This is a genomic window from Flavobacterium hydrophilum, assembly GCF_003202405.1.
GTDB lineage: Bacteria > Bacteroidota > Bacteroidia > Flavobacteriales > Flavobacteriaceae > Flavobacterium > Flavobacterium hydrophilum.
In genome coordinates, this window is record NZ_QJHL01000002.1 from 116,951 (window position 1) to 142,205 (window position 25,255).

25 protein-coding genes are annotated in these 25,255 nt (G+C 35.0%); 1 reads left to right on the top strand and 24 read right to left on the bottom strand.

Annotated elements, in window-relative coordinates:
• Positions 1–58: 58 nt before the first annotated feature.
• Positions 59–1,486, top strand: a complete 1,428-nt coding sequence (locus DMB68_RS09650) for an MATE family efflux transporter (RefSeq protein ID WP_110346485.1) — start codon at positions 59–61, stop codon at positions 1,484–1,486.
• Between the two features lie 43 nt (positions 1,487–1,529).
• On the opposite strand, the gene dusB is transcribed toward DMB68_RS09650, so the two are convergent.
• The 24 genes from dusB to DMB68_RS09770 form a co-directional block, all read right to left on the bottom strand.
• Positions 1,530–2,522 carry a tRNA dihydrouridine synthase DusB gene (gene dusB, locus DMB68_RS09655; RefSeq protein ID WP_110346486.1) on the bottom strand — a complete coding sequence of 331 codons (993 nt, stop codon included), beginning with the start codon at positions 2,520–2,522 and terminating at the stop codon, positions 1,530–1,532.
• A 148-nt stretch (positions 2,523–2,670) separates the two neighbouring features.
• A complete protein-coding gene (locus tag DMB68_RS09660; protein ID WP_110346487.1) occupies positions 2,671–3,957 on the bottom strand; it encodes a phenylacetate--CoA ligase family protein in 1,287 nt (428 codons plus the stop codon).
• Positions 3,954–5,621, bottom strand: a complete 1,668-nt coding sequence (locus DMB68_RS09665; RefSeq protein WP_110346488.1) for a C45 family autoproteolytic acyltransferase/hydolase — start codon at positions 5,619–5,621, stop codon at positions 3,954–3,956. The genes DMB68_RS09660 and DMB68_RS09665 overlap by 4 nt, the downstream gene beginning before the upstream one ends.
• Before the next feature lie 3 nt (positions 5,622–5,624).
• The gene (locus tag DMB68_RS09670) at positions 5,625–7,142 is read right to left on the bottom strand and encodes a phytoene desaturase family protein (RefSeq protein ID WP_110346489.1); all 1,518 of its coding nucleotides are present in this window, start codon (positions 7,140–7,142) and stop codon (positions 5,625–5,627) included.
• Between the two features lies 1 nt (position 7,143).
• On the bottom strand, positions 7,144–10,818 hold the full coding sequence (locus tag DMB68_RS09675) for a 1-acyl-sn-glycerol-3-phosphate acyltransferase (RefSeq protein WP_110346490.1): 3,675 nt from the start codon (positions 10,816–10,818) through the stop codon (positions 7,144–7,146).
• 51 nt (positions 10,819–10,869) lie between these two features.
• Positions 10,870–12,039, bottom strand: coding sequence for a DUF2062 domain-containing protein (locus DMB68_RS09680; protein WP_110346491.1), 1,170 nt, complete (start codon positions 12,037–12,039; stop codon positions 10,870–10,872).
• Between the two features lie 18 nt (positions 12,040–12,057).
• On the bottom strand, positions 12,058–12,543 hold the full coding sequence (locus DMB68_RS09685) for a hypothetical protein (protein ID WP_110346493.1): 486 nt from the start codon (positions 12,541–12,543) through the stop codon (positions 12,058–12,060).
• Positions 12,540–12,917: a 3-hydroxyacyl-ACP dehydratase gene (locus tag DMB68_RS09690; RefSeq protein ID WP_110346494.1), complete on the bottom strand. Its 378-nt coding sequence runs from the start codon at positions 12,915–12,917 to the stop codon at positions 12,540–12,542. The genes DMB68_RS09685 and DMB68_RS09690 overlap by 4 nt, the downstream gene beginning before the upstream one ends.
• A 5-nt stretch (positions 12,918–12,922) precedes the next feature.
• Positions 12,923–13,525 carry an outer membrane beta-barrel protein gene (locus DMB68_RS09695; RefSeq protein WP_110347066.1) on the bottom strand — a complete coding sequence of 201 codons (603 nt, stop codon included), beginning with the start codon at positions 13,523–13,525 and terminating at the stop codon, positions 12,923–12,925.
• 5 nt (positions 13,526–13,530) lie between these two features.
• Entirely contained in the window at positions 13,531–14,118 is a 588-nt protein-coding gene (locus tag DMB68_RS09700) for a porin family protein (RefSeq protein ID WP_110346495.1), read from the bottom strand.
• A 27-nt stretch (positions 14,119–14,145) separates the two neighbouring features.
• Entirely contained in the window at positions 14,146–14,781 is a 636-nt protein-coding gene (locus DMB68_RS09705) for a hypothetical protein (protein WP_110346497.1), read from the bottom strand.
• The gene (locus tag DMB68_RS09710) at positions 14,747–15,382 is read right to left on the bottom strand and encodes an outer membrane lipoprotein carrier protein LolA (protein ID WP_110346498.1); all 636 of its coding nucleotides are present in this window, start codon (positions 15,380–15,382) and stop codon (positions 14,747–14,749) included. The genes DMB68_RS09705 and DMB68_RS09710 overlap by 35 nt, the downstream gene beginning before the upstream one ends.
• Positions 15,372–16,148 carry a polysaccharide deacetylase family protein gene (locus tag DMB68_RS09715; protein ID WP_110346499.1) on the bottom strand — a complete coding sequence of 259 codons (777 nt, stop codon included), beginning with the start codon at positions 16,146–16,148 and terminating at the stop codon, positions 15,372–15,374. The genes DMB68_RS09710 and DMB68_RS09715 overlap by 11 nt, the downstream gene beginning before the upstream one ends.
• Entirely contained in the window at positions 16,145–17,206 is a 1,062-nt protein-coding gene (locus tag DMB68_RS09720) for a beta-ketoacyl synthase N-terminal-like domain-containing protein (RefSeq protein ID WP_110346501.1), read from the bottom strand. The genes DMB68_RS09715 and DMB68_RS09720 overlap by 4 nt, the downstream gene beginning before the upstream one ends.
• Complete coding sequence (locus tag DMB68_RS09725) at positions 17,206–18,402, bottom strand: beta-ketoacyl-[acyl-carrier-protein] synthase family protein (RefSeq protein WP_110346502.1); 1,197 nt, start codon at positions 18,400–18,402, stop codon at positions 17,206–17,208. The genes DMB68_RS09720 and DMB68_RS09725 overlap by 1 nt, the downstream gene beginning before the upstream one ends.
• A gap of 117 nt (positions 18,403–18,519) precedes the next feature.
• Positions 18,520–18,777: a phosphopantetheine-binding protein gene (locus DMB68_RS09730; protein ID WP_110346503.1), complete on the bottom strand. Its 258-nt coding sequence runs from the start codon at positions 18,775–18,777 to the stop codon at positions 18,520–18,522.
• A 2-nt stretch (positions 18,778–18,779) separates the two neighbouring features.
• A complete protein-coding gene (locus tag DMB68_RS09735; RefSeq protein WP_110346504.1) occupies positions 18,780–19,397 on the bottom strand; it encodes a beta-ketoacyl-[acyl-carrier-protein] synthase family protein in 618 nt (205 codons plus the stop codon).
• Positions 19,398–19,406: 9 nt separating this feature from the next.
• Positions 19,407–20,090 (bottom strand): hypothetical protein, encoded by a 684-nt coding sequence (locus tag DMB68_RS09740; protein ID WP_110346505.1) that lies wholly within the window; start codon positions 20,088–20,090, stop codon positions 19,407–19,409.
• A gap of 1 nt (position 20,091) precedes the next feature.
• Complete coding sequence (locus DMB68_RS09745) at positions 20,092–21,231, bottom strand: beta-ketoacyl synthase N-terminal-like domain-containing protein (RefSeq protein WP_110346506.1); 1,140 nt, start codon at positions 21,229–21,231, stop codon at positions 20,092–20,094.
• Positions 21,232–21,381: 150 nt separating this feature from the next.
• Entirely contained in the window at positions 21,382–21,831 is a 450-nt protein-coding gene (locus DMB68_RS09750) for an acyl-CoA thioesterase (RefSeq protein ID WP_110346507.1), read from the bottom strand.
• Positions 21,806–23,071 carry an ABC transporter permease gene (locus DMB68_RS09755; RefSeq protein ID WP_110347067.1) on the bottom strand — a complete coding sequence of 422 codons (1,266 nt, stop codon included), beginning with the start codon at positions 23,069–23,071 and terminating at the stop codon, positions 21,806–21,808. The genes DMB68_RS09750 and DMB68_RS09755 overlap by 26 nt, the downstream gene beginning before the upstream one ends.
• Positions 23,072–23,078: 7 nt before the next feature.
• Complete coding sequence (locus DMB68_RS09760; RefSeq protein WP_165830117.1) at positions 23,079–23,777, bottom strand: ABC transporter ATP-binding protein; 699 nt, start codon at positions 23,775–23,777, stop codon at positions 23,079–23,081.
• Between the two features lie 61 nt (positions 23,778–23,838).
• A complete protein-coding gene (locus DMB68_RS09765) occupies positions 23,839–24,837 on the bottom strand; it encodes a BtrH N-terminal domain-containing protein (protein ID WP_110346509.1) in 999 nt (332 codons plus the stop codon).
• A complete protein-coding gene (locus DMB68_RS09770; RefSeq protein WP_110346510.1) occupies positions 24,837–25,241 on the bottom strand; it encodes a hypothetical protein in 405 nt (134 codons plus the stop codon). Before DMB68_RS09770 ends, DMB68_RS09765 begins: the two co-directional genes overlap by 1 nt.
• Positions 25,242–25,255 lie beyond the last annotated feature (14 nt).

Sequence of the window (25,255 nt, forward strand, 5' to 3'; positions counted from 1 at the left end):
TTTCAAGGTCAGATTAAATATAATCCGGACCTATTTTATTATTTATCCTAAACATATCATGACAGAAACAGTTATAAAGAAAAGTCTATTTTCTAAAATTTTTACCACATTAAAACAAGCGCTGAAAGGGGACGAATCATTTGATTACACATCCGGAAGCATCAAAAAAGCAGTAATCCTGTTAGCCATTCCAATGGTTTTGGAAATGATGATGGAATCGGTTTTCGCTTTGGTCGATTTGTATTTCGTAGGACATTTGGAAGAAAGCAGTTTTGCAATCCAAACCGTGGGCTTAACAGAATCCGTTCTAACCATTATATATTCACTGGCTATCGGAATGAGTATGGCGGCAACAGCAGTTGTGGCAAGGCGAATTGGAGAAAAAGATCCTGTCGCTGCTGCAAAAGCAGGAATGCAGGCCATTATTATTGCTTTTGCAGTTAATAGCGTCCTGAGCATTTTCGGAATTGTTTATGCTAAAGATATTTTGATTTTAATGGGATCATCTGTAGAATCGGCCGAACACGGTTTCAGATTTACCCAAATCATGATTGGCTCCAGTTTGTGTATTATGCTTTTGTTCCTGATAAACGGAATTTTTCGTGGTGCCGGAAATGCAGCAATCGCCATGAAAAGTCTTTGGATTGCGAATATCTGCAACATTATTTTATGCCCGATTTTAATTAACGGTTTAGGACCAATTCCTGCTTTTGGATTGGTTGGAGCCGCATTAGCCACAACATGCGGAAGAAGTATTGGGGTTTTATATCAGATCTATCATTTATTTTCAGGGAACGGAATTTTAAAAATCAAAATCTCGTATTTTGCTCCGGATTTTACACAAATAAAGGCTTTAGTAAAAATTGCAGCTCCGGGAATTTTACAATTTGTAATTGCTTCCTGCAGCTGGATTTTCTTAGCACAGTTGGTTGCCACTACCGGAGGAGATCATGGCTCAGCAGGTTATCAGACGGCACTTAGAATTATGATGTTTTTCATTCTTCCTGCGTGGGGCTTGAGTAATGCTGCTGCAACTTTGGTCGGGCAAAATTTAGGAGCCAAACAAATCGAACGTGCAGAAAAATCAGTTTTAACGACTGCAAAGTACAATGTCATTTTTATGGCGACGATTATGATTATTACATTAGTTTTTGGAAACTATATTATCTCTTTTTTCACGAATGATGAAATGGTTAAAACGGTTGCTGCTGAAGCATTGCGCACGATGAGCATCGGATTTATTTTCTACGGAATCGGAATGGTTTTGATCAATACTTTCAATGGGGCAGGAGATACCTGGACACCAACCGGAATTAATTTTTTCGGGTTTTGGTTGTTTCAAATTCCGCTTGCTTATGTATTGGCAAAACATTTTAATATGGGACCAACCGGAGTTTTTATAGCGATTCCGGTTGCTGAAACTGCCATAACTTTGACCGGGATCTTTTTCTATAAAAGAGGGAAGTGGAAACGAGTACAAGTTTAATGAAACAAAAAGACCTTCAGTTACGAAGGTCTTTTTTTATGCTTTAAACAAATTCATATCCGGCATAAACCTGTTCAATTTCTTTCATAATGGCGAATAAATTTTCAGGTTCATCAGTAGTAACTAGTTTTTGTTTGAATTCTTTAAATGAATGGATTCCTTTGAAATAGTTGGTGTAATGACGGCGCATTTCTACAATTCCAAGGCGCTCGCCTTTCCAGTCCATTGACCATTGCAAATGATTTCTGGCAGCTTCAACACGATCAATAACCGTTGGAGCAGGCAAATGTTCTCCGGTTTTAAAAAAATGTTTGATTTCATTAAAAATCCATGGATAACCAATCGCCGCACGGCCAATCATGATACCATCAATTCCGTATTCATTTTTATATTGTAAAGCTTTTTCCGGACTGTCGATATCGCCGTTTCCGAAAATAGGCATTGTAATTCTTGGGTTGTTTTTTACACGCGCAATATGCGACCAGTCAGCGTGACCTTTATACATTTGAGCACGGGTTCTGGCGTGAATTGTCAAAGCCTGCACACCAATATCCTGAAGTCTTTCGGCCACTTCATCAATATTAATGGAGTTATCATCCCAGCCCAAACGTGTTTTTACCGTAACAGGCAAATCAGTACTTCTGATAACCGCTTTGGTTAAACGAACCATCAAATCGACATCTTTCAAAACTCCGGCTCCGGCACCTTTACAAACTACCTTTTTAACGGGACATCCAAAATTGATATCCACCAAATCAGGTTTTACCGTAGTAACAATTTTAGACGAAAGCGCCATTGCTTCTTCGTCCCCACCAAAAATCTGAATTCCGACAGGGCGTTCGTAATCAAAAATATCCAGTTTCATGCGGCTTTTTATAGCATCACGAATCAATCCTTCCGATGAAATAAATTCAGAATACATCATGTCCGCACCATGTGTCTTGCATAATCTGCGAAACGGCGGATCACTAACATCTTCCATCGGTGCGAGTAATAAAGGAAATTCGGGTAATTCTATGTTGCCAATCTTGACCATCTTCAATATTTTTTGCAAAATTACAACATTTAGTTCAATTTGTGCCAAATTGAGGTTAAAGGTTCAGAGTTACAAAGGTTCAAAGGTTTTACATTCAGAATCTAAACCTTTGTTCCTCTGAGCCTTTGTTAGCTTTGTACCTATAAAACTATCGGTAATCAAAAAAGCGAATGGGTTTTCGGCTCATCGGATTAAAAACCAAAGGATTTAAAGTTTCTTTTGAAGCAAATTCAATCTTAGGAGTTACTCTCAATTTAGCTCTGAAGTGATCTTTTATTTCCTGTAGAAATTCCGGGGTTTGGTTTTTTACCGCAATTTTTATGAGGATTTCATCAGTACCTAAGTCATTGGTAGAGATTTCAATTAAATGATTTTCAATATTATCAAAACTGCTCAAAACGTCGTTCATCGCAGGTGGGTAAAGTGTAGTGCCTTTGTATTTAATCATTTGTTTTTTACGGCCGACAACCGGGCCAACGCGCAATGTATGTCGTCCACAGGAACATGGTTCGTTATGAAGCTGTACAATGTCTCCGGTTTTAAAACGTAACAAAGGCATTGCTTCAATTCCTAAAGTGGTAAAAGTAAGCTCGCCGGTTTCACCATTTTTTACAGGAATATTATTTTCGTCCAGAACTTCAACAATGATTAATTCCGGATGATGATGCCCGCCCTGACCGTGTTCACATTCTGTAAAAGCCGTACTCATTTCGGTAGAAGCATAAGTCGAATACAACTTGATGTTCCATTTATCCGTGATTTTTTTCGATAGAATATTCATTGAAAAATCCTGTTCTCTTAAAGATTCTCCGATGCAGATAGCTCCTTTTATACTTGAATTATTATAATCGATTCCGTGAATTTCCGCGTATTCGATTAATTTTAAAAGGAAAGAAGGAACGGTAATTAAATAACTCGGATTGTATTTTAAAATCGAATCCCACTGCATTTCCGGAATTCCGGCTCCAACGCGAATCACGCCGACTTTCAATTTGCGCAGACCCAAAAAATAAGCCAGACCTGCCATAAATTTTCTGTCAATTGTTGTCATTAACTGAACTACATCGCCTTCAGCAATTCCGGCACAGGCAAATGAAATAGCTTCGTTGTAAGCCAGCCGGTCCAAGTCAGAATCGGTTAAACCAAAAGTTACCGGATCACCTAAAGTCCCTGAAGTCGAAGCGTAATCGATAATTTTATGCTGTGGAACACACACAAAATCATCATTATATTGTTGTAAATCTTCTTTGGTAGTAACAGGCAAAAATTGTAAATCTTCAAGTGTTTTCACTTTCGAAATATTAATATTTTGTCCGGCAAATAGTCGTTTATAAAATGGAGAATTCTCGCTGATATAAGCTAAAAGTTCAGCTAATTTTTGTTCCTGAAAATTTTTAATTTCCTCTAAAGATTTTTTTTCTATTGCCGGAATCATTGTAATTTTCTTTTGAGTTTTTTTAAATATTTTTCAATTTCTGCTTTTTCAGGAGCGGTAGTAATTTCTTTGGTCAGTGCTTTTTCAAAATGAATCTGAGCTTTTAGAAATTCTTTTGTTTGGTAAAAGTACAATCCTGTTTTATAATACACAACCCAATAATCCGGGTTTAAGGATTGATAATTCTGAATGAATTCTGCTGAAATTATTTCCTTTTTTTTCAGATGTAAATCAAATTGGTGATCTTCAATTTTGAATTTTTTATAGTTTTGAAAACCTTCTGTTTTTATAAAAGGATCTTTGGCGATATTTAAATTTTCCTGTTCGAATGAAATTTCTCTATTCGGTTTTCTGCCATTAAAAACAGAATCCAGATTGTAACAGACAAATTCGCCCAATTGATAAGGATTTGCTGAAACCCAAACCAGTTTTTCTTTTGGCTTAAAAATAATTCCGTGATGCGCCATTAATTGATTCAAGGCTTTTTCGTTGCCGTAACCCAAAGGAATATTTTCTAAGCCATTTTTATCACGAAGTATTTCAGAAGCAATCTGCGGATTTATTTTTTTGTTTTCGTTAAAAAGTTCCTGTATTCTTTCAAAACGATATTGGGAATGACTATTTTCAATTTGTCCTAAATTGCGTTTATCATTCCTGAATGCTTCACTTTGGAAATGATTCGAACAAAGTAACTGATTGCTGTTAGGAACTTCATAAACATCCATTTTTTTTGGAGAAACTTCAATCAAAACCGCTTTATTATCCTGAGCACTTCCTACCATAATGGATTCTGAAACAAACACTTTTCTTTTTTTTGCAATCGCAATGGCTTCGTTAATATTTTGAGCGTGTTGTAAAATTTCGCGTGTCAGAATCGAAATAGGTGTTTTGGCAATCAGCGGAATTTTAGATTTTGAAGCATTGATGGTAACAGTCAAACCCTGCTGATTCATTCCGGAAACGGTGCCAATCATTCCGGGCCAGGTTACCATCATAAAGTTATGTCCTCGCTTTGGTTTTACAAATGCAATGATTTTATTTTCTGCGAAGGCGTCATTCACATAAAAGTCAAAATTACGTCCGAGAATTAAATTTCCATCCTCAGATTTTTCGTTCCAGGCTGCAAAAGAGGAACAGCCAACCAATGCCAAGTCCTGTAAAGCATGCCCAATGTCGTGCGCTGCATGCAGATATAAACTGCGTTGATATTGTGGTGCAATATTGTCAAATTCATGTGAAGTATATTGCGAAACACCATAAATTTCTGTTTGATATGCTTCGGGAACGTTCAGATATAATTTTCGATTGAACCAGCTCAAAAAATGGCGCAGCATTTTCTGCTGAAATTTGGAAGGGATAATATCCGTTATTTTAGAGAAAAAAATTTGCTGCTGTTTTTGCAAAAGCGAATCAGTTAGTGCTCCCGTTGTAAGTCCAATCTCCAGCGGATCGCCTTCAACATACAATTCCCAAATACCTTGCTTGTTTTTAAAAAGTGAATTATTCCCTGAAATAAATGCAGTATCAGAAAGTTTTGTTACAACTGGTTTTGCTGCATTGTAATTCGAAATGTCAGGCAGATGTTTTTTTGATTTTGATGTGCCACATGAAACCATTATTCCTAAAAAGCCAACGAACAAAAGATATGTAATTCGCTTTTTCATCAATTATGTGGTTGCCTGATTAATTTTGGTAATCAAATATTCTTTTCCAACAATTTCAGAGCAGGTTACAACAGCACCAATGGTTACGCCTAAAACGCCATGCATATTGATACTTTGACCTGTGAGATATAAATTTTCTAATTTGGTTTTTGACGGAATCAACGTTTTCATTGGATTGCTGGAATCTTTGACATAGCCGTACATATTTCCGTTATCACCACCAATATAATCGCGGTATGAAAGCGGGGTTGACGTATGAACAGACTTAATGCAATTCCTTATTCCGGGAAATTTTATTTCAATTTCATCTAAAAATTTAGCTGCTTTTCTGGCTTTGAATTCTTCGTAACTTTCTCCTCTATCATTTTTTTCGACCGTTGTATTAAACGTTTCCGTCCAGGGCAAAACATCATGGAATTTCATGTAGGTTATAAAAGTCATTCCATCAGCCCAGATTTCATTTTCTTGTGAAGCATTCATTGAAGCCATATACATTTTTGGCCACGAATTTTCATCGTACTCATGTGCAGTCCAGACTTCACCACTATTCTTAAAATGATAATAATTATGGTTGATGTATTTGAAGGTCCCGGGCTTAAAAACCAGGTACAAACTAAATGCAGAAAGCACACCTTCCAAACTTTGTATTCTGTTAAAAAATGGCTTTCTGAAGTTTTCTTCTCCCGCCATTTTCAAAGTTGTTTTGGGTTCAATATTTGAAATAAAAAGCTTTCCGGAAACCTGTGTTCCGTCTTTCATTTTAACCGAATTCACTTTGTGATTTTCAACTTCAAAATGGGTAACTTCTTTGTGTTTGTAAAATTCGCCGCCATATTTTTTAAGCTGTTTCAAAAGCTGTTTGGTAATCTGGCTTCCGCCGTTAATACAGCGCCATGAACTTTCTATATACGAATTTACAATGAGCGCATGAACATAAAATGGTGATTTATCGGAGACTCCGGCATACAGAAAATTCGAACCCGCTAATACGGCTTTTAGTTTTTCATTTTGTGTGAAGGAGTCGATGGTTTCTTTTGCGTTGAGCGTCAAAATATCGTTATCATATTTTCCTTCCCATTCTAAATTATAAAGAGGAAAAGAATCACAAATTGCTTTTAATTTTTCGCAGTAATTTTCAATATTTTCCTTTTCGTCGGGGAAGTATTTTTCTAGCTGATGAATAAAATTTTCGTAACCCTGAGCATGTGGATATTCGGTATTGTCATCTTCAAAAGAAATAATGTCAAAAGCATTTTCGTCTAATTTCTTCAGATTTAAATGATCGATAATTCCCAGATATTTGAAATATTGATGCAGGTTCTGACCTTCGCCTAAACCTCCTATATAATGAATTCCGGTATCAAAAATCGTTTTATCACGAACAAAAGTCTGAAGATTTCCGCCGTACTGATTGTTTTTTTCGAGCACACAAACGCTGTAGCCTTCTTTAGCCAGAATAATAGCCGAGACTAATCCGCCTAAACCACTGCCTACAATTACTACGTCGTATTGCTCTTTCATCTTAATTTTTCTTTAAAATGATGATGTTATTTTCTTCTAAAACACAATCAAAACCAAAATCAGTTATTGTGTTTTTTAGACAGGAAGAACCCACTAAAATTATAGAGGAAGCTTTAATGATTTCCGGAAAAATATTTAAGTTTTCATCCGAAATTAATACAACATCATATTCACTTTCAACAGCTGATTCTAATTGGTCAGGATACGATATTTTTCTCTTTTTAGCGATGTAATTAGTTTTGGCAATCTCTCTTTTTTCTTCATCAGAAATGTACGAATGAATTTTTCGCTGTGGTTCCTGTAAAGTCAGTAAAACGTCTAATTGCCCGTAATCATTAGCTAAATGTAATATTTTGGCTTTCGCCGAAATGTACCGGTTTAAATGATAATAGGTTTCGAGCTGCGTTTTCAGATTTTGTTTTATACTTTTTACAACTTCAATTTCTTTGTAATCATAACTATGAATCAGCATTTTTTTGAAATAATCGGGTCCTTCAATTTCCTGGCGGATTTTGCTGAATTCAGTTTTGAAGAAGCCGCTGATTTGCTTGGTTCTTTCGGTATAATTTTTTCCAAAGGAATTATTTTGAGGAGTTATTCTTTCTAAAACAGAAACCGTAATACTGCCGTCGTAAATTATAAAATCGCCTTTTGGCAAGACTTCCGAAACACCATGAATTAAAATTGGAAGAATGTCTAAATTCAATTCTTCCGCAAGATAGAAAGCACCTTTGTGAAAACGCTTAATCTGATTGCTTTCAGAACGCGTTCCTTCAGGAAAAATGATTATCGAATACCCTTCTTTTGCTTTTTGGCGCAAATGCTCAACGCCGTTTTCAAGCCCTTTTGAAACAGGATAAAAACCAGCTTTTTTAACAATTGGGCCAAAAAACAGAGAGTTGTATACCCAGTCATTTACTAAATAAATGACTTTTGGAGTCAGCATTCCTATTGTCAGTGTATCTAAAAATGATGTATGATTGGCAATAATTATGGCTGGTTTTTCGAAATTTTCATTAAAAGAATTAATCACTTTTTTATCCACAAACGGATTTGAATACAAAACGGATTTCATAAATTTTGAAATCACAAATCTAAATCCGCTCATTTTGGATTTTTCCTTTATTGAAAGAATCGGGACAATAAGCAAACAGTAAAGCGACATTAAAATCCCGCAGAATCCGTAGTAAAAAAAGGAGATGACACCGTTTAAAAAACTTCGTAATTGGAAAGGCGCATTTCCGTTTTTTGATCGGTTTGATATAAACAGTTTGAAAAGAATCGGGTAGAAGATAAATGTAATAATCAGGGCAGCAAAAACCCCAATTAATGAAACCGAAGATATAGAAGTCAGTGCAGGATGTTTGGCAAAAATCATCGCACCGATTCCTAAGATAGTTGTAATTACGGCCAGGATTATAGACGTTCTGTAAATCGCAATTTCATTTTTTCCGGTGGTGTATTCTTTTTGAAGTGCGCTGGTCATGAAAATACTGAAATCAACACCGTGACCAAAAATCAAAGTGCAGACAATCATACTGAAAATATTCATCTGAATGCCAAAAATGCCCATAATTCCTGCTGTTACGATTCCGGTCAGTGCAATCGGAATACAGCTGACAATTACCAATTCGATTCTTCTGAAAAAGAAAAACAGAATTAAAATGACGGCGACAAATGAATAATTAACAAGCGAATTAAAATCGGTTTTCAAAGTGCTGAAAAAAGTTTCATTCATTTGCTGACGATCAATTGCAATCAGGTTTTCTTTGGCGGAAGCCAATTTTACAAAAGCATCGCGCTGTTCCGGTGAAACTTTTACCAAAGTCGAAATTGTGTAAAAACCATTTTTTTCGGTTACAAATTCTTTTAATTGAAGTGCCTGAATTTTCAAATATTCATTTGATGAAATAGGTTTGAAATCAAAATTTAAATGATCAAAAAAGATACTGTATGTGGTTGGCTTGAACCCAAGTTTGGAACCTTCGGCAATTAATTGAGATTGTAAAAACTGTTTTTTATTCGCATCCCAAAACGAATTCCACTTTTCAATTTTTTGAAGCTGTTCATTCTGCGAAAGCATAATTCCGCCCACAGAACTGAAATTCAATATTTTCTTTTGCTGTTTTTCTTTTGCTAAATCGGTAAAAAGCTGGCTGTTGTGCTGTAAAACTTCTTCCATACTTTTTCCGTACGAAGCGACATAAATGGTTTTTGAAGTCAGGCTCGTGCTTTCTTCCAGTTGTTTTTCGGCAGCTTTAATTTCCTTTGGAACAAAATTTAACTGCGACAAATCGTTATTAAAACCAACATCATTATAAGTAAAAAAGCAGACAATCGTAATTAAAACACAAAATCCAATCAAAAATTTATTGTTGTGAAAGGAAAAATGGGCCAGTTTATCGATCACATTTTTCTTGTGTTCAAAATTGTTTTCCTTCGGTTTGTATAAATGCGGAACAATCAAAAGCGAGAAAAATGCGGAGGCCATTACAATGACGGCAGCGAAAATCCCAAGATCATTCAATGCATCTGATTTTACGAAAAGCAGACACAAAAAAGCAACGGCTGTAGTCGAACTGCTCATAATGACTGGCATAGTAATGTCTTTGTACAGTGTTTTAATATCGCTGTTATGTTTGTAATGTGTGAGAATGTGAAGCGAGTAGTCAATTGTGATTCCTAATAAAATAGAACCTATTCCAAGTGAAATGGCTGAAATCTGTTCTTTTACGAAATATAAAAATGCAACAGCAAATAATCCTCCAAATACTGTCGGGATAAAAATGATCAGCGGAATTAATATTTTCCTGTAAAATAAAATCAGGATTAACATTAGCGTAATCATCGCAATTGTTGTCGTCAGGACTATATCGCTTTTGATTTGTGTGGCATTTGCAACGGCAATCAACGCCGATCCAAAATAACTGACAGAAGTTTTTCCTTTAAATTTCTGATTTAAATTCTCCTGAATCGATTTTAGTTTTTCGACAAAAAGAGTGTTTTTTTCAGTTTCGCTCGATGAAATATCTGAGGTAATAAAGAGCAATAATTTCTTTTTGTCTTTGGTCATCACAAAACCATTGTCGAGCGTAAAATCATCACCAATATTTAATTGCTGTAATTTTTTCAAGGCGATAAACGAAATCCCGAGCGGATCCTGCAGAATGAAATCTTTTGTTACAAATCCGGATGGGGAAATAATTGATTTATAATTTCCCTGAACGGTCGCTGCAATACTGTCTTTCTCAAGTTTATTCTGAATCGTTTTATAATCTTTGTCGTCTAGAAAAAGTGGTAGATTATTGTAAACAAAATCAATCGTTTCCTGAATATTTTCTTCGTCAATTTTTCCCTGAATTCCGGTAATGTACGGTTTGCAGGTTTGAGAAACAATATCCGAAAAAGCGGTGGCCATTTCTTTTAAATCCTCTTCAGAACCGTTTTTTTCGAGTTTGAAAATGACAGTAGTTTTGTCTGCGAAATTTAATTGTTTTAAGACTTTTGCCGTAACATCGGCTTTGTCATTGGTTGGAATAAGCTTGGTTATGTCTTCTTCAAATTTGATTTGAGAAGCAAAAAATCCGAAAACTAGAAGCATCAGCACAGCCAAAAAAACCGAGAGCGATTTTCTTCGGTTTACAAATAAATGAATGGCGTAGAAATATTGATGCATGATGGATTAAATTTTTTCAGCCACGAATTCATGGCGAATTGAAATAGAATTTTATTCTGTACGTTTTCTGGAGAAAGCAGTCAAAAGCAAATAACTTATCAGACCAACAGTCAGCGCAGAAACGGATGCTAAAATAAGACTTCCTACGATATATTGAGCGGCATTTTTTTGAATATCGTCAAACGTCATGGAACTGTCCAAAATTAGTGGAGCATCAGACGACACAAAAACACTTCCTATTTTTAGAGAACCGTAGATAATAAGAGGAATGAAAGGAGGAAAACTAATATTGGAAGTTAAAAAAGCAATGACTTTGTTAAGCCTGAATAAAGCTGCGAATGTGAAAAGTAAAATGGTCTGAAATCCCCAAAAAGGAGAAAGACCAATAAAAATTCCTAAAGCAATTGCAGCCGCTTTTTTAAAATTTGAATCTTTGCTTTCTAAGATATCTTCAAGAAAGAATTTTTTAAAACCTTTTTTTTTTGCTCTTCTGAAAAAATCCCGTGGCTTAATATAAAGCAGCGCATTTGTTACCAAAACGGTATTTAAAATACTGATTCGCGTAAAATCACGAAACGGCCGAAAATGCGAAACACGTTCTGCCGGATCGTACAAAACCTGAATCGGAATGTTTTTTACTGTAATTCCTTTCCACGCAGCGCGTACAATGACTTCAATTTCAAACTCAAATTTGTTTGTGTAAAATTGCTTCGGGATTAGATTTAAAGGATATAATCGAAAACCGGATTGTGTGTCCTCAAGCTTGATTCCCGTTTCAAACTTAAACCAGAAATTCGAAAATTTGTTACCAAAACTGCTTTTTTTAGGCACATTTTCCTGTGTCATATTCCGGCTTCCAATCAGTAATGAATTGGGGTCATTTTGAATTTCGGCAATAAAATTTGGAATGTCAGATGCAAAATGCTGTCCGTCAGAATCGATTGTAATCGCGTATTCGAATTTTTGCTCAATTGCTTTTCTAAATCCGTTTCTGAGCGCTCTCCCCTTTCCAAGATTTTCAGGATGATGAATTTGTGTAAGCTGAGAATATTGTTTTAAAATGGCGAAAGTTTCATCAGTCGAACCGTCATTAATCACAATAATGTTTGAAGTGAAATCTAAAACAGAATCCAGTACTTTTTTTAGTGTTTTACGGTTATTGTATGTTGGAACAATAACACAAAAGTTAGTCGAATTAAGTAATTCCTGCTGTGATTTCATGTGCTGTTTTTTGAGCTTTTATTTTACAAATTGCTTCTCTTTTTCAGAGAAACTTTTAGATTGCAAAACAAAGTCTTTAAGATAATCTTTCAAAGCCGCACCCTGCGAAGCATAATACGTTGTTATGAATTTTTTATCTTCTTTAATATTTTTCTTGTATCCCGTAATGCCCGGAACATCTTCCTGAACGCTCAGCCTGATCATTCTCATTTCTATATTACTGGGATCACTTTTTATTGTGGCTTCAAGCAATTTTGCGCCTTCTTTAAAACGTTCAATTTTTTCGCCTAATTTTTTTTCAAATTTTGATTCCAGTAAGATGGAAGCTGCTTTGTAAGCCACTAAAATTTTATCATCATTATTTGAAATGCCTGAAAGTTTTGCTACAAACTCTTTGGCATTACTTTCAGATTTTGTAACGTCAGCATACATTTTTCGAATAGCAGCCAAATCCGGATTGCCTGAAAAATTTATCCATAAAAGTAATGTGAAAAGCAATTTCATATCTCCAGTTTTTTATAAGCGTTGCTCAATTTCAGGGCAACAGTGTCATTAAAATAAGTTGTGTTTTTTACTTTAACCAAATTGTCTTCGGTTGTTGTTATGTCAAGTTCTAAACGCAATTCCGTATTAATTTCCGGATTGATAAGTGCCATAAACTTCACATTTGCCAGTGTCTGAATTACTAAAGTTTTCTGAGTAATTTTCTCTGTAAGTTCTTTAATAATCTGGATCATGCAAACGCCAGGCATAATCGGGTTTCCCGGAAAATGACCTTTGAAAACTTCATGTTTTTCATTGACCAGAATCGTAATAGTATATTTAGAATCTGATATTTTTTCTTCCGAAAGTATTTTGTAAAAGTCTTTTAAAACCATATTTTTTATTTTCCAAATAAATAGGAAACCCCTAATTGAAAATTGATATTTGTATTGTAATCCCCAAAAAGATAATTATTATTAGAATCGTTGTAATAATAATCACTATCCAATATGTCGTAGAAACCTTTTTTAAATCGGGCTTCAAACATTAAACCTGATGGCAGACGATACCCAATTCCGGTAACAAAAGCCAAATCATTAGTATCTTTTCTTTTGACTAAATTATGATTTACAAGAAAATCTGCCGACGGACCAAATTGTATCTGAATACCGGAACCAAAAATAAATTTATTTAGTAACGTAAAAGATAAATAATCAAGTTTTAAATTTTCATTCTTAAATTTTTCCATACCGGAATTGGCATCATTATAATTTCGGACCACATTGTCAGAACCTTGTCTGCTGTATGTTATCTCAGGCTGAAGAGCATAATATTTGCCCAGCTTAATTTCGCCAAAACCACCTATATAAAAATCCTTTTTATAAGTGGAATGCGTTTCTGAAATCGTCGAAAAACCCAATCCTGTTCTTAGGCCTGGCTTGAAACTAACTTGTGCCTGTAATTGTATTACGAAAAATACAGCAATGATACTTTTATAATTCAATTTCACTACATTTTAAAAGTGTAACTGATCCCAAGCTGGAAAACCTGATTCAAAATTATTTCGTCATAATAATAGTCATCATCAACTCCTTCATATCCGTAAATATCTAATAATCCTTGTTTAACCCTGGCTTCAAACGTCAGACCATTTGGCAATGTATAACCTACCCCTCCAACAATAGCCAGATCAAAATTTTCAGGATCAGAGTTGATGTAATTGTCATCAACTTTAAAGTCTAGAGAAGGCCCTCCTAATATGTGAAATCCGCTACCGCCAAAGTTAAATTTAGCAACGGCTCCAAGTGTTATATAATTCAGTTCATATTTTTCAGAATAAGTACGGCCGTCTTCAAAGTATCTTCCTTCATCACCTTGTCTTGAATACGTTATTTCAGGCTGTAAGGAAAAATATTTATTAAATTTAATATTTACCAATCCACCAAGATAGAAATCGGTTTTAGAACTATTGTCCTCAACATTACTCAATGTTGAAAAGTTTAATCCGCCTCGAATTCCCGGGCTAACTTTTACTTGTGCTTGTGATGTGATAAGGCCTATAAATAATACGAATGCAATTAAGGTTATTTTTTTCATGTGTATCTGATTTAAGTTAATTGATTTTTATTCTGATTTAAAATAGTTTAGCTCAATTTTCAATTTTATGTTTTGATGTAAAATCACTACTTTTTTAGCAAAAATATCGTTTTCTAAAGTAAAAGTAATTGTTATTTTATCTTTTGTTTTAGAAGAACGGGCTACTTTTTCTAATTTTTGATCTTTTTTAGAGAAGAAAAGATAATTGTCACGTTTTCCATCTGATGATTTATAGATGTTGTTTTCCTCGTTTTCGAATTGTTCCTGAATCAAATATTTATTTTTAAGAAGCAGTCGAAAATCTTCTTCTAAAGTATTAATCAGAATTTTTCGGTCCAGTTCAGAAACAATCGAATTGACTTTAAAATTGTTTTCCGAAATTTCAAAATCCATTAATTTGTTTCCAAATTCAGTTGTAAAAACAACACGGTGCGTGGTATCATTTATTTTTTTTGCGATGAAAATTCCGGACATTTCGTGACCGTAAACCGTAATGTTGGTTTTATACACATAATCGGTTTTTGAATCAGAAAAATAAGGAACTTCAATAGTTGTTTTGTCTAGTTTTTTGGGCGTATAATTTTTGGTGACCGAGCCACAGGAAACCAAAACAATCGCCAGGAAGCAATTAATTAGTAAAAACTGAATCGTCGATTTTTGCATTGATCACTTTATTTTTAAGTACAATTCGGGTATAATCGTCAGATGATTCTAATAATTTTACCTGAACCACAGTTGCTTCTTCTTTGTCGAAAGTCAGTTCGATTTGTTTGATGTATTTTTTCAGCGTAGCATCTTTCGGAATGAACTTCGCGAGGTTTTGCCCTTTTAATTTAAAATACGAAATTATAAATTCTTTGTCGTCAAACATATTTCCGCTTACGCTTCCCACAATCAGCTTATTGATTCGGCCAAAAATTTTGCTGTTTCCTATATCAACGGCACTTTTCTTTCCTTCGTCGTTAATCAGGATTTTCCCGTTTTTGAAAATAATGCTGTAATTGTATGGCTTTTTGTATTGCCAGGACAATAGCGCAGGTTCTTTAAAAAACATTTTTCCTGAAGTTTCAATGTCTTTTGATAAAAAGTCTAAATGTTTGTATTGTATAAAATCAGTGCTTAGAGATTTGATTTTTTTTGCTACTATATTTACGTCTTCCTTGAATTGAGCAATTTCTGCAGCAGTCATTTTTTGTTCCTGGGCAAAGATTGAAAAATTGCCAATGTTCAGTAAAAAAAGAAATATATATAATTTAGTTTTCATAAGCTTTAAGATTCAGAAGTTCTTCTATCGAAACCACTTCGTAATTGTTTTGCTGTAAAAATTGCAAAAACTGTTCCAATACCAAAACAGAGTGTGGCGCCGTGTCGTGCAAAAGTACAATTCCGCCGGGAGAAACCCGTTTTTTAATTCGATTCAAAATCAATTCCTGGTTTTTTGTTCCGCCATCAAGCGAACGAATATTCCAGCCAATCACTTTGTGTTCGGTGATTTTTAAAGCTCTTCGAATCGAAGGTGTCGTGACTCCATAAGGCGGACGAAAGAATTTTATTTTTTTTGAAGTAAATTTTTCCAGCAATTTATCTGTTTTACTAAGTTCCTCCGTTATTTTATCTTCATTATAAAAATCGAAAAATTTAGAATGAGAATACGAATGATTTCCAACGAAATGACCTTCGTCAATAACTTTTTGAATAATTTCAGGATGCGTTTCAATATTTTTTCCAATGCAGAAAAAAGTCGCTTTAGCATTGTATTTTTTCAGTAATTCTAAAACTTCCAAAGTATAAACGCTCGGCCCGTCATCAAACGTTAAGGCAATTTTTTTCTCTGTTTCTAATGGATTATTGCAGAAAGCTTTTACGTGATAATTAGAAGAAATTCTGGCAGAACCAAAAGCATTTATTCCCATCCAGATTAAAATAAACAAAACAAACCACCAAAAATGAATTGCAACATAAAGATTCAGAAGAAACAATACAAGCAATAAAAAGATAAAAAACAGCGATATGTTTTTATGCGTTATCATTTTGAAAGTAACGTAAAACTATGGTTTTTCCCGTTTAATTGATTGTACAATAAAATGGTGTTATAAGTTGGTTTTGCAACCGAATTCACCTTTATAATTTCAGGAATTTCCTGTGTTTTCAAAATTTTGGCAGCCATCCAAAAAGCAAAAGCCGAAGCTGTATCATATTCGCCGCTCAAATGTTTGTAATACAGCTGAGGTGTTTTTGCGAAAGCATTTCCAGCAAGATTTTTATAATAATTTTCGAAATCGACATTTCCGTCAAAACCTAAAACCAAAGCGTCGATATCTGAAATTTCTAGATTATTGGATTGTAGAAAAGATTGAATCGTCGTTTCAACTTCGTTTTCTTCCAAAGTATTTACGATGGAAACATCCAGAAGTTCAGCGTAAGTAGTATCTTTTCTTTCGTTTTGTAAAACAAAAAAACTGGCACCTTCTCCATAAACAGCACCACTTGTATTAGAAGTTAAAACATCGTAAGGAGCTGAATTGTCTTTTTTGATACGTCCGTTTAATTTGAAAAGGGCAGTGGTATATTCGCCATTTTCATCAACGCCGCCCACTAAAATTGAATTGGCTTCATCTTCTTCAATCTGCATTTTCGCATCGATCAAAGCCGATTCAAAAGAAACAGCACCATTTACATACGTAAAATTATAACCTTTACATTGTTGTAAAAGTGCAATCTGTGCACCAACAGTATTATGAGTAGATTGAATAAAAGAAGTTGGTGTTAAAAATTCTTCTTTATTATCTAAAATGCTTTTCAGGAATTTTTCAGAATCTTCGATACAGCCCAAACCCGTTCCGGTAATAATCGCATCGACGTTTTCAACATTCGCATCTTTCATTGCTAAAGCAGAAGCTACGATTCCGTTTTTTACGCCTTTTGCCATTCTTCGGCTGGCAGCAGGTGAAATATATTCTTTGTAAGCCGGCGCAACAATTGCCAGTACGTTTTCTTCATGATTTACAACAGCTTCTTCCAAAAAAACAGTATCAAATGTTTTTTGAGTCGAAATACAGCCTACTCCATTTATATATGTTTTTTTCATTAGCTTTTTGAAAATATAAGAGTAGAACAGTTTCCTCCAAAACCAAAAGAGTTGGATAAAACGTGTTCGATAGTTTTATTTTTTAATGAAGTCTGCGGTTTTAAATCAAATTCTTCCATCGGAACTTCAAAATTCAAATTCGGATACACTACATTATTCTGAATGGCCAAAACACTGTAAACGGCTTCAATTGCCGCTGCAGCTGCCAAAGTGTGTCCCGTAAAAGGTTTTGTAGAACTGAAATCCGGAACTTTTTCATCTTTGTAAATTCGGCGTAAAGCTCTTCCTTCAGATAAATCGTTGTTTGGCGTTGCCGTTCCGTGTACGTTAATGTAGTCAATTTGAGAAGGTTTCAAACCCGAAACTTCAAACGCTTTTTTCATGGCCAGATAGGCGCCGTCTCCATTTTCGGAAGAAGCAGTCTGGTGAAAAGCGTCATTTGCATTTCCGTAACCGGAAACCCTTGCGAGTACTTTTTTGTTTTGTTTGGCTACAATTTCATCCGATTCTAAAATTAAAAATGCGGCAGCTTCTCCAAGATTTAATCCTTTTCGGGTATTGTCGAAAGGTTTGTTGTAATCGTCAGATAAAATCATCAAAGTCTTAAATCCGTTGATGGTAAATTTTGCCAAAGCGTCCGCTCCGCCCACAATTACGCGGTCTAATTTTCCGGTTTTGATTAATCTCGCACCCAGCATAATTGAATTTGCCGCAGAAGAACACGCCGTACTAATTGTCGTGACCATTCCTTTTAAACCTAACTCTTCGGCAATTTTTTCAGCAACATCGCCGCCGTCATGGCAGGTGATATATTTTACCAATTCCGGTTTTTCAAAATAATCGTAATAATGTTTTTCGGTCATATCCATTCCGCCCACGCTTGTGGCAGAAATTAATCCGGTTCTGAATTCATTGATTGATGTAATTCCGGCATTTTCAACAGCTTGTCTGGCTGCCAGAGTGCCAATCATAGCGGTTCTCGAAAAATTATTATTTTCAGAAAGCTGCAATTCGGCAACCAGTTCTTCATTGGTTTTTTTGATTTCACCAACTTTGATCACATCGGCATGAACCGTCGGAATATTTTGGATACTCGAAATGCCAATTTTATTTTCGATCAAAGAAATATAATTTTCCACGACTGAATTCCCAATCGAAGAGATAATTCCCATTCCCGTAATTGCGACACCTTTCATTTTAGACTTGCTTAGATTATTAGATTTTTAGACTTCTTAGATTTTCCTTTCAGACTTAGTTAGATTTTAGATAGTATTGTCTAAGTAGTCTAAAAATCTAAGCCAGTCTAAGCTGTCTTATTTCGTTCTGTTAGCGCTGATATAAGCCGCCATCGTTTCGATTGACTGAAAAATAGATTTTCCTTCTTTCGGATCCACTAATTTAATTCCGTAATCTTTATCTAAAATCACGATTAGCTCCAATGCATCAATCGAGTCCAGACCTAAACCGTCTCCAAACAGAGGATCGTTATCTGCAATGTCTTCCACTGCAATATCTTCTAAGTTTAAAGTTGTGATGATTTTATTTTTTAATTCTGCTTTTAATGCTTCCATGATTATTTATGGTATAATGTATTGATATTTTCGTTTTTATAATTTTCGTTTTCTGCGGCACTTATGATGCAAAGAAACGCTTTGTAATTGTCATTAAAAAATTCTGTCCAGCCACAAAGCACTAAATCTGCTTTATTTGTATTCAGTAAAATGTTAGAATAATTCGATAAAAATTCGCCGTTAAAGGCATCAAATATAAAGAAAGAATTCTCACTTTTCAGCTGGTGGCGGATACTTATTTCGCCCAGACAAATATTGGGCAGCGTATAAACAAAGACTGCAGGACTCGGAAAATAGTTTTCTTTGTCTGAAATCGATTCCTGATATTTTACATCAGTATCCAAACTGGATGATTTATTGGCCAGAACCAAAGCGATATTGTTTTCCTTTTCAGCAGAAACTATCGGACTCAAAAGCAGTTCTGAACCTAAAAAAGCCAGTTTGCTCAAAGCGTCCATTTTGAAAAACTTTGGATACTGCATTTCAAAATTACGATACGCTTGTTTGGCAAAATCGGCAAAATCAGTTGGTTCAGTTTTGAATACAGAAGTTCCGTTCAAAACAATTTCGTTGTTTTCGATTTTGATGTAGGATTGTATGTTGGTTTTATTTGAAATCATTTTATTAATTTAAGAAACCCAAGTATGAATAACTTTTTTAACGTTCCATTTTCCTGCTTTGTTTTCGATTATAATTAGAAAACCTCTTCCGCATTTTCCACCGCCGCATGAAGCTCCAGCCGTTAAAATTCCTTTTGTTTTTGTTTTATCAAATTGAATTCTGGATATAAAAACAGTTCCAACAGGTATAAAGGAATTACTTATGTCATTTAAGTTCCAATCTTTTTCATGAGGATATTCAGAAGCTTTTTCAAAATGAAACTTTTTATTGTTTTTAAATGGTTTTAGGTTAAATGTATATTCTTCAGCTTCTTTTAGAGTATCATATTTATAACCTGAAAGATCAATTTCTTTTTGAATCATTTCTGTTTCCAGAGGGCTTATTTTTGTTATTGTATCATAAACTCCAATCAATATTCTCGTTCTATCATTTTTAATACTATCTTGATAGTGCCAATATTCTTTTAATTCTTTATGATGACCAGTTGTGTCGACTTTATTTGTTTTTTCATTAAATCTTGGCGGTGGTGGTGGAGTAATAATTCGTCTATCCATATAAATAGAATCTACAATTTCGATAAAGACACTATTCAAGACATCTTTTTCAAAATTAGATTCAGGTACTTCTTTCTTTTTACATTCAAAAGATGAAAGAAGAATTAGAGTTATAAATATGAATTTTGATAATTTCATTTTATTTCACTTTTTCAAAAACAACAGCCGTATTACAACCTCCAAATCCAGAAGCCGTCTTCAAAAAATACTCAATACTTGCCTCTTCATTTTTCTCAATAACATTTACAGCTTCGCTTACCCCAATTTCATCAAAACCTTTTGATTCAAAAAGCATACTTCGATTAGCTGATTCAATCGCAATTACTGTTTCCAATAATCCTGAAGAGCCAAGTGTATGACCATAAAAACCTTTTAAACTATTTACGGGAACATTTTGTAAACCTAAACGATTTAAAGCAATCGCTTCCATTTCGTCATTAAACGGAGTTGCGGTTCCATGCGCGGAAATATAATCTAATTTGTTTGCATCAATTTGAGCTTCTTTCAAAGCATTCTGAATACTTCTGAATAAACCTTCGCCAGTTCTTGATGGACCCGAAATATGATTTGCATCGTTTATTGAACTGTCGCCAATTACTTTTATTTTAGCGTTTTTGGCTTCCGCCGAAACTAAAACGGCTGCAGTTGCTTCGCCTAAACTTACTCCGGTTCTGTTTTTAGAATAGGGTTTGCAAGGCAGATCACTCATTGCCTGAAAAGCATTAAATCCGGACAAAACAAATTCTGAAACTTCATCGCCAGCTACTACAAAAATGTTATCATAAAGCTCTGACTGAATCATTCTTTTGGCAATTGAAACTGCTAAAATTCCGGAAACGCAGGCATTTGAAACTACAATTGGCTGTGTTTGAAACCCGAAGAAATTCGCAATAGTTGCAGCCAAAACATCTAAATGTGCGTTATTAAAACTTTCTTCAGATTGATTTTGTAAAGCCGTTATATTTCCTTTTGTGGTCGAAAGTATAAAAGCGGTTTTTGAATTTAATTGAACTCCTGAGTTTTTGATAATCGGCTCTAAAGCCAAAATCATCATTTTTTCTAAACGGGAATATTTGGGTTCAGTACTGATTTTTGCAAAAGCACTGTTTATTTTTTCATCACTGATAATCGAAGCATAAAATGAATTGGGCATCAAAGAAATATCGCTATGAAGCTGAATACCGGAATCACCGCGCAAAATCGCTTCGATGTTAGATTCGACATCAAAACCTAATGGCGTGATACAATTTGTTTCTGTGATGTATATTTCTTTTGACATTTATTTCTCAATTTCTCCTGCAAGGTTTTCAAAACCTTGTAGGTATTTTATTTAGATTACTTTAAAAAGTTTCACGCAGATTTATAAAGATTTCAGCAGATTTAAAAGATTTTTATTTTTTAATTTGTAAAAATTCATGCCATCCGTGTTTTATTTTAACAACCCAACTTTCCTTTTCCATTCTTCATAAAAAGGCGGATTAGTAAGCATTAAATTTCCTTCGTTATCTAAAAAAACCTGAACCGTTTCGCCGGTGCAGGCGACTTCGCCTTTGGCATCAATAATTTTAAAACGGTAAATTATTTTTGCAGCTGGTGTTTCTACAACTGTTGTTTCAATCGTTACAACGTCTCCGTAGCGCAAGGACAATTTATGTTCGCAGGATGATTTTACAATTGGCGTTGTGTAACCAGTTGCCGCAATATCCAGATATGTAAGTCCGTGCTGGCGTCCAAAGGCTTCGCGACCATCTTCGAAATACGTAATATAATGGCCATGCCAAACGATTCCAAGGGGATCAGTTTCGTTAAAACGAATTCTGATTTCGTGAGAAACGGTCAGGTTGGTGGCTTCGTTATACTGTTCTTTTCTTTTTGTCATAAAATAAGGCGATGGAGGTTGTAATAATGAAAAACAAAAATAACAAACTTATTTTTGGAATGATTTCGACGAAAGAACTATTACGAAGCAATACATCATAAAAAGCTTCTAATCCCCAGTTCATCGGAGAAGATTTTGCGATATATTGCATGATTTTTGGCATAGCAAAAACAGGAACCCAAACACCTCCAATTGCTGCTAAAATAATCACACTTGTAGCGCCAAAAGGAGCAGACTGCTCTTGCGTACTTGCCACAGTTCCTAATAAAATTCCGAAGCCAATGGCTGCAAAACCTGAAAATAATGCAACAACACTTGTCAATAAAAAATGACCTTCGATATTTAAAGAAGGTAATCCGATTGAGGGGAACAAAAATACCGCAACCGCAACCATCATATAAAACTGAATCATACAAATGACAGAGTAGGTAATGGTTTTGCCAATAATCACAACTAAATTAGAAACAGGATTGGTTCTTAATCGAACAAAAGTTCCCTGTGATTTTTCTTTTACAATATTGATAGAAAGCGGAATCACAATAAAAAAGATCGCAAAAAGTGTCCACGCCGGAACATTGTGCTGAACCGAATTCGGCAGTACTTCTTTGTTATTAATTCTCGGTATTATTTCTTTGAAAGTAATAAAGTTTTTTTGCTCAAAATTGATGGTTTCTTCTCCTAATTGTTTTTGAAAAGTCGAATAAATTGATTTGGTTTCAATCTGCGAAATCATTTTATCGATTGAACTCATGACTGCATTTTTGAAACTCATCTGAACCGCCGGATCAAAATACAGTTTTACTTCTTTTTCTTTAATGGTGCGTTGAGGTTCGGCAGTTGCAGTGCTGTCTGTCAAACCTAAATTGCTGACAATTTTTTCTACATTCTGCTCAACTTTAGTCTGTAAATCAGAACTTAAATTTTCCGGAATTACAATCGCCAGTTGAAATTTTCCTCTGTACACATTTTCTCTGGCAGTTTCTTCGGTAATCAGCTTATTGTCAATTTGTGTTACAACAGTAAAATACTTGCTTTTTTCTAAATTTTCAAAAACGGTTTTCGAAACGGATCCTTTGTCTTTATCTACCAAAAGAATCTGAATTTTAGAATTGGTTACCGCCTTAAAAGTACTGTCCTGAATTATGGTTACGGCAATTACCAAAACCAAAGGCATGACAAATAAAATAATCAGTCCGCCTAAATCTCTTTTCAGCAAAAGAAATTCTTTAACTATTGACATCCAGATTTTATATACCATCTCTCAACGCTTTACCGGTTAATGAAATAAAAACATCTTCGAGATTTCGGGCATCTTTTGTAGCTTCAATTAATGCAGAAGGAGTGTCTTGCGCATAAATTTGTCCCTGATCTAAAATGGCAATCTGAGTACAGAAATCTTCGGCTTCAGCCAAATGATGTGAGGTATAAATAATTGTCGTTCCGTTTTGATTCAGCACCTTTAAATACTCTATAATGGCATTTTTAGACTGAACATCAACACCCACCGTTGGTTCATCTAAAAATAGAACTTTAGGATTGTGGAGAATTCCGGCGATCAAATTTACTCTTCGTTTCATTCCGCCCGAGAAAGTCTGAACCTGTTTGTCGGCAAATTTCAATAACCCCAAAAGATCCAGAGTTTCGATTACTTTATCTTTTAAATCAGCACCTTTCAAACCGTACATACTTCCAAAATAATGCAGATTTTCCCTGGCAGTTAATGTCGGGTACAAAGCATATTCCTGAGGAACAACGCCAATAATTTTTTTGATTTTTGAAGCATGATGCTGGTAGTCTAAATTATCAATTGCAAAATGTCCTGAAGTTGGTTTAATCAATCCGCAGAGCATGGAAATCAAGGTTGTTTTTCCGGCGCCGTTTGGACCAAGCAAACCAAAAATCTGTCCTTCACTGATCTCCAGCGAAACATCGTTCAAAGAAAACATTTCTGCGTCTTTGTACTTTTTCGAAAGGGATTCTATTTTTATAATGGGCTGCAAAATATAATTAGCTGATTGCTTTTTTTAATTTTTTGAAAAAGATTTCTTCACGATTGGCAATGTCTAAAAGTTCATCGGCTATAGCATTGTAGGCATCTTCCTTAGCACTTCTGTTTTTGTAAATTCGGGAAGCTTCAACGGCAAAATCACGCCATGAATCACCAATTTTTGTCATTTCTTTTGAAAGCGTTTTCAATTCTTCATTATTTAAAATAACAGACGCTTCCTGCAAAAATGCGGCATAAATAAAGCGGAAACCTCCGCCTCCGGTACCAATTTCTTCCTGCATGCGAACCATCTGAGCCAGATAATGATTAGCTTTTCTAACACCATGTTTTGCCGGCCATTTTCTGATTCTTCTTGAAACTAATCTAATTCCGCGTACGCCTACAATTGGCATTGGCGCCAGCATATCGCGACAGGTATTTTTAATTCCTTTAATGATAGCACTTTTGAAATCAACAGTAGTCGGAATCTGAATTGGATAATACATCTGGCCTCTTGGCGCAAATGCCCCTTTTGCAAAACGAACTTTGTCGAGTTCATCATGAGTTAAAGTCGTAACCGTTTCCATCACCGGATCGCTGATCAGATAATCAGTTTCGGTTTTTCCGTAAACGACTAAATTGTGTGCGTTGAAATGAAAACGATATTCATCAGGAAAATAACTCAAATGATATACACCAACTTGCAATCCGGTCGGAATATTGTTTTTTAGATTTTCTTCTAAAGCTTTATTTGCACTAGCAACAGAAGAAAATTTTTGTCTTTTTATTTTTAGATTTAAGCGATTTGCGACTTTATTAAAAATCTGTCCAGGCAAGGTTCTGTAACTGATTGCCGGAGCATGATTGACTTTTAAAAAAGGGAGATACACGAACAAAAGCCCGGAACCTATTCCGAAAATCATCGGCTCGCTGATATTGAGTCCGCTGTTTTTTAAGAGGTTTGAAGCTACTCCGTTTTCACAATGAGCAGATTGGTGATGTGTAAAAGTAACTTCCATTATTTTGTGATACTGTTTTTGAGTTCGGCAATTGAAATATCAAAAGCGTCTGCATATTTTTGTAAAGTCTTGTTGTTTAATTTGGCAAAAACAGACGGTTTAAAATGTCTTTTTACACGCCATTTCCACATGTCAACATAACCGGCCAGAATTGAAAGATCCATTTTATTGAGTTCCATAAAATAACAAATCGGACTTAATTCGCCATTTTGAACTTTTATTCTGGCTTCTTCGGCACGTTCTTTTATATCATCAATCGCATTAGAAAGGGCAATTGCTTTTGGTTCCCAGCCAGTGCTCAGAGCTGTTGTATAATTGCCGTTTTCATCAGTCGCATAAACAAGTTCTTTGAGGTTTTTTTTGCTTAAATTTCCATCGTGCTGCGGTACATTTTCTTTTTCCATGACGGTCTTAATTT

Coding starts and splice junctions, on each gene's coding strand:
- DMB68_RS09755 (WP_110347067.1), bottom strand. CDS start 23,071: ATGTCAATAGTTAAAGAATTTCTTTTGCTGAAAAGAGATTTAGGCGGA.
- DMB68_RS09675 (WP_110346490.1), bottom strand. CDS start 10,818: ATGCATCAATATTTCTACGCCATTCATTTATTTGTAAACCGAAGAAAA.
- DMB68_RS09725 (WP_110346502.1), bottom strand. CDS start 18,402: ATGAAAGGTGTCGCAATTACGGGAATGGGAATTATCTCTTCGATTGGG.
- DMB68_RS09730 (WP_110346503.1), bottom strand. CDS start 18,777: ATGGAAGCATTAAAAGCAGAATTAAAAAATAAAATCATCACAACTTTA.
- DMB68_RS09740 (WP_110346505.1), bottom strand. CDS start 20,090: ATGAAATTATCAAAATTCATATTTATAACTCTAATTCTTCTTTCATCT.
- DMB68_RS09765 (WP_110346509.1), bottom strand. CDS start 24,837: ATGGAAGTTACTTTTACACATCACCAATCTGCTCATTGTGAAAACGGA.
- DMB68_RS09720 (WP_110346501.1), bottom strand. CDS start 17,206: ATGAAAAAAACATATATAAATGGAGTAGGCTGTATTTCGACTCAAAAA.
- DMB68_RS09705 (WP_110346497.1), bottom strand. CDS start 14,781: ATGCAAAAATCGACGATTCAGTTTTTACTAATTAATTGCTTCCTGGCG.
- DMB68_RS09770 (WP_110346510.1), bottom strand. CDS start 25,241: ATGGAAAAAGAAAATGTACCGCAGCACGATGGAAATTTAAGCAAAAAA.
- dusB (WP_110346486.1), bottom strand. CDS start 2,522: ATGGTCAAGATTGGCAACATAGAATTACCCGAATTTCCTTTATTACTC.
- DMB68_RS09735 (WP_110346504.1), bottom strand. CDS start 19,397: ATGATTTCAAATAAAACCAACATACAATCCTACATCAAAATCGAAAAC.
- DMB68_RS09650 (WP_110346485.1), top strand. CDS start 59: ATGACAGAAACAGTTATAAAGAAAAGTCTATTTTCTAAAATTTTTACC.
- DMB68_RS09710 (WP_110346498.1), bottom strand. CDS start 15,382: ATGAAAACTAAATTATATATATTTCTTTTTTTACTGAACATTGGCAAT.
- DMB68_RS09700 (WP_110346495.1), bottom strand. CDS start 14,118: ATGAAAAAAATAACCTTAATTGCATTCGTATTATTTATAGGCCTTATC.
- DMB68_RS09745 (WP_110346506.1), bottom strand. CDS start 21,231: ATGTCAAAAGAAATATACATCACAGAAACAAATTGTATCACGCCATTA.
- DMB68_RS09680 (WP_110346491.1), bottom strand. CDS start 12,039: ATGAAATCACAGCAGGAATTACTTAATTCGACTAACTTTTGTGTTATT.
- DMB68_RS09670 (WP_110346489.1), bottom strand. CDS start 7,142: ATGAAAGAGCAATACGACGTAGTAATTGTAGGCAGTGGTTTAGGCGGA.
- DMB68_RS09715 (WP_110346499.1), bottom strand. CDS start 16,148: ATGATAACGCATAAAAACATATCGCTGTTTTTTATCTTTTTATTGCTT.
- DMB68_RS09665 (WP_110346488.1), bottom strand. CDS start 5,621: ATGAAAAAGCGAATTACATATCTTTTGTTCGTTGGCTTTTTAGGAATA.
- DMB68_RS09685 (WP_110346493.1), bottom strand. CDS start 12,543: ATGAAATTGCTTTTCACATTACTTTTATGGATAAATTTTTCAGGCAAT.
- DMB68_RS09760 (WP_165830117.1), bottom strand. CDS start 23,777: ATGTTTTCTTTGAACGATGTTTCGCTGGAGATCAGTGAAGGACAGATT.
- DMB68_RS09660 (WP_110346487.1), bottom strand. CDS start 3,957: ATGATTCCGGCAATAGAAAAAAAATCTTTAGAGGAAATTAAAAATTTT.
- DMB68_RS09750 (WP_110346507.1), bottom strand. CDS start 21,831: ATGACAAAAAGAAAAGAACAGTATAACGAAGCCACCAACCTGACCGTT.
- DMB68_RS09690 (WP_110346494.1), bottom strand. CDS start 12,917: ATGGTTTTAAAAGACTTTTACAAAATACTTTCGGAAGAAAAAATATCA.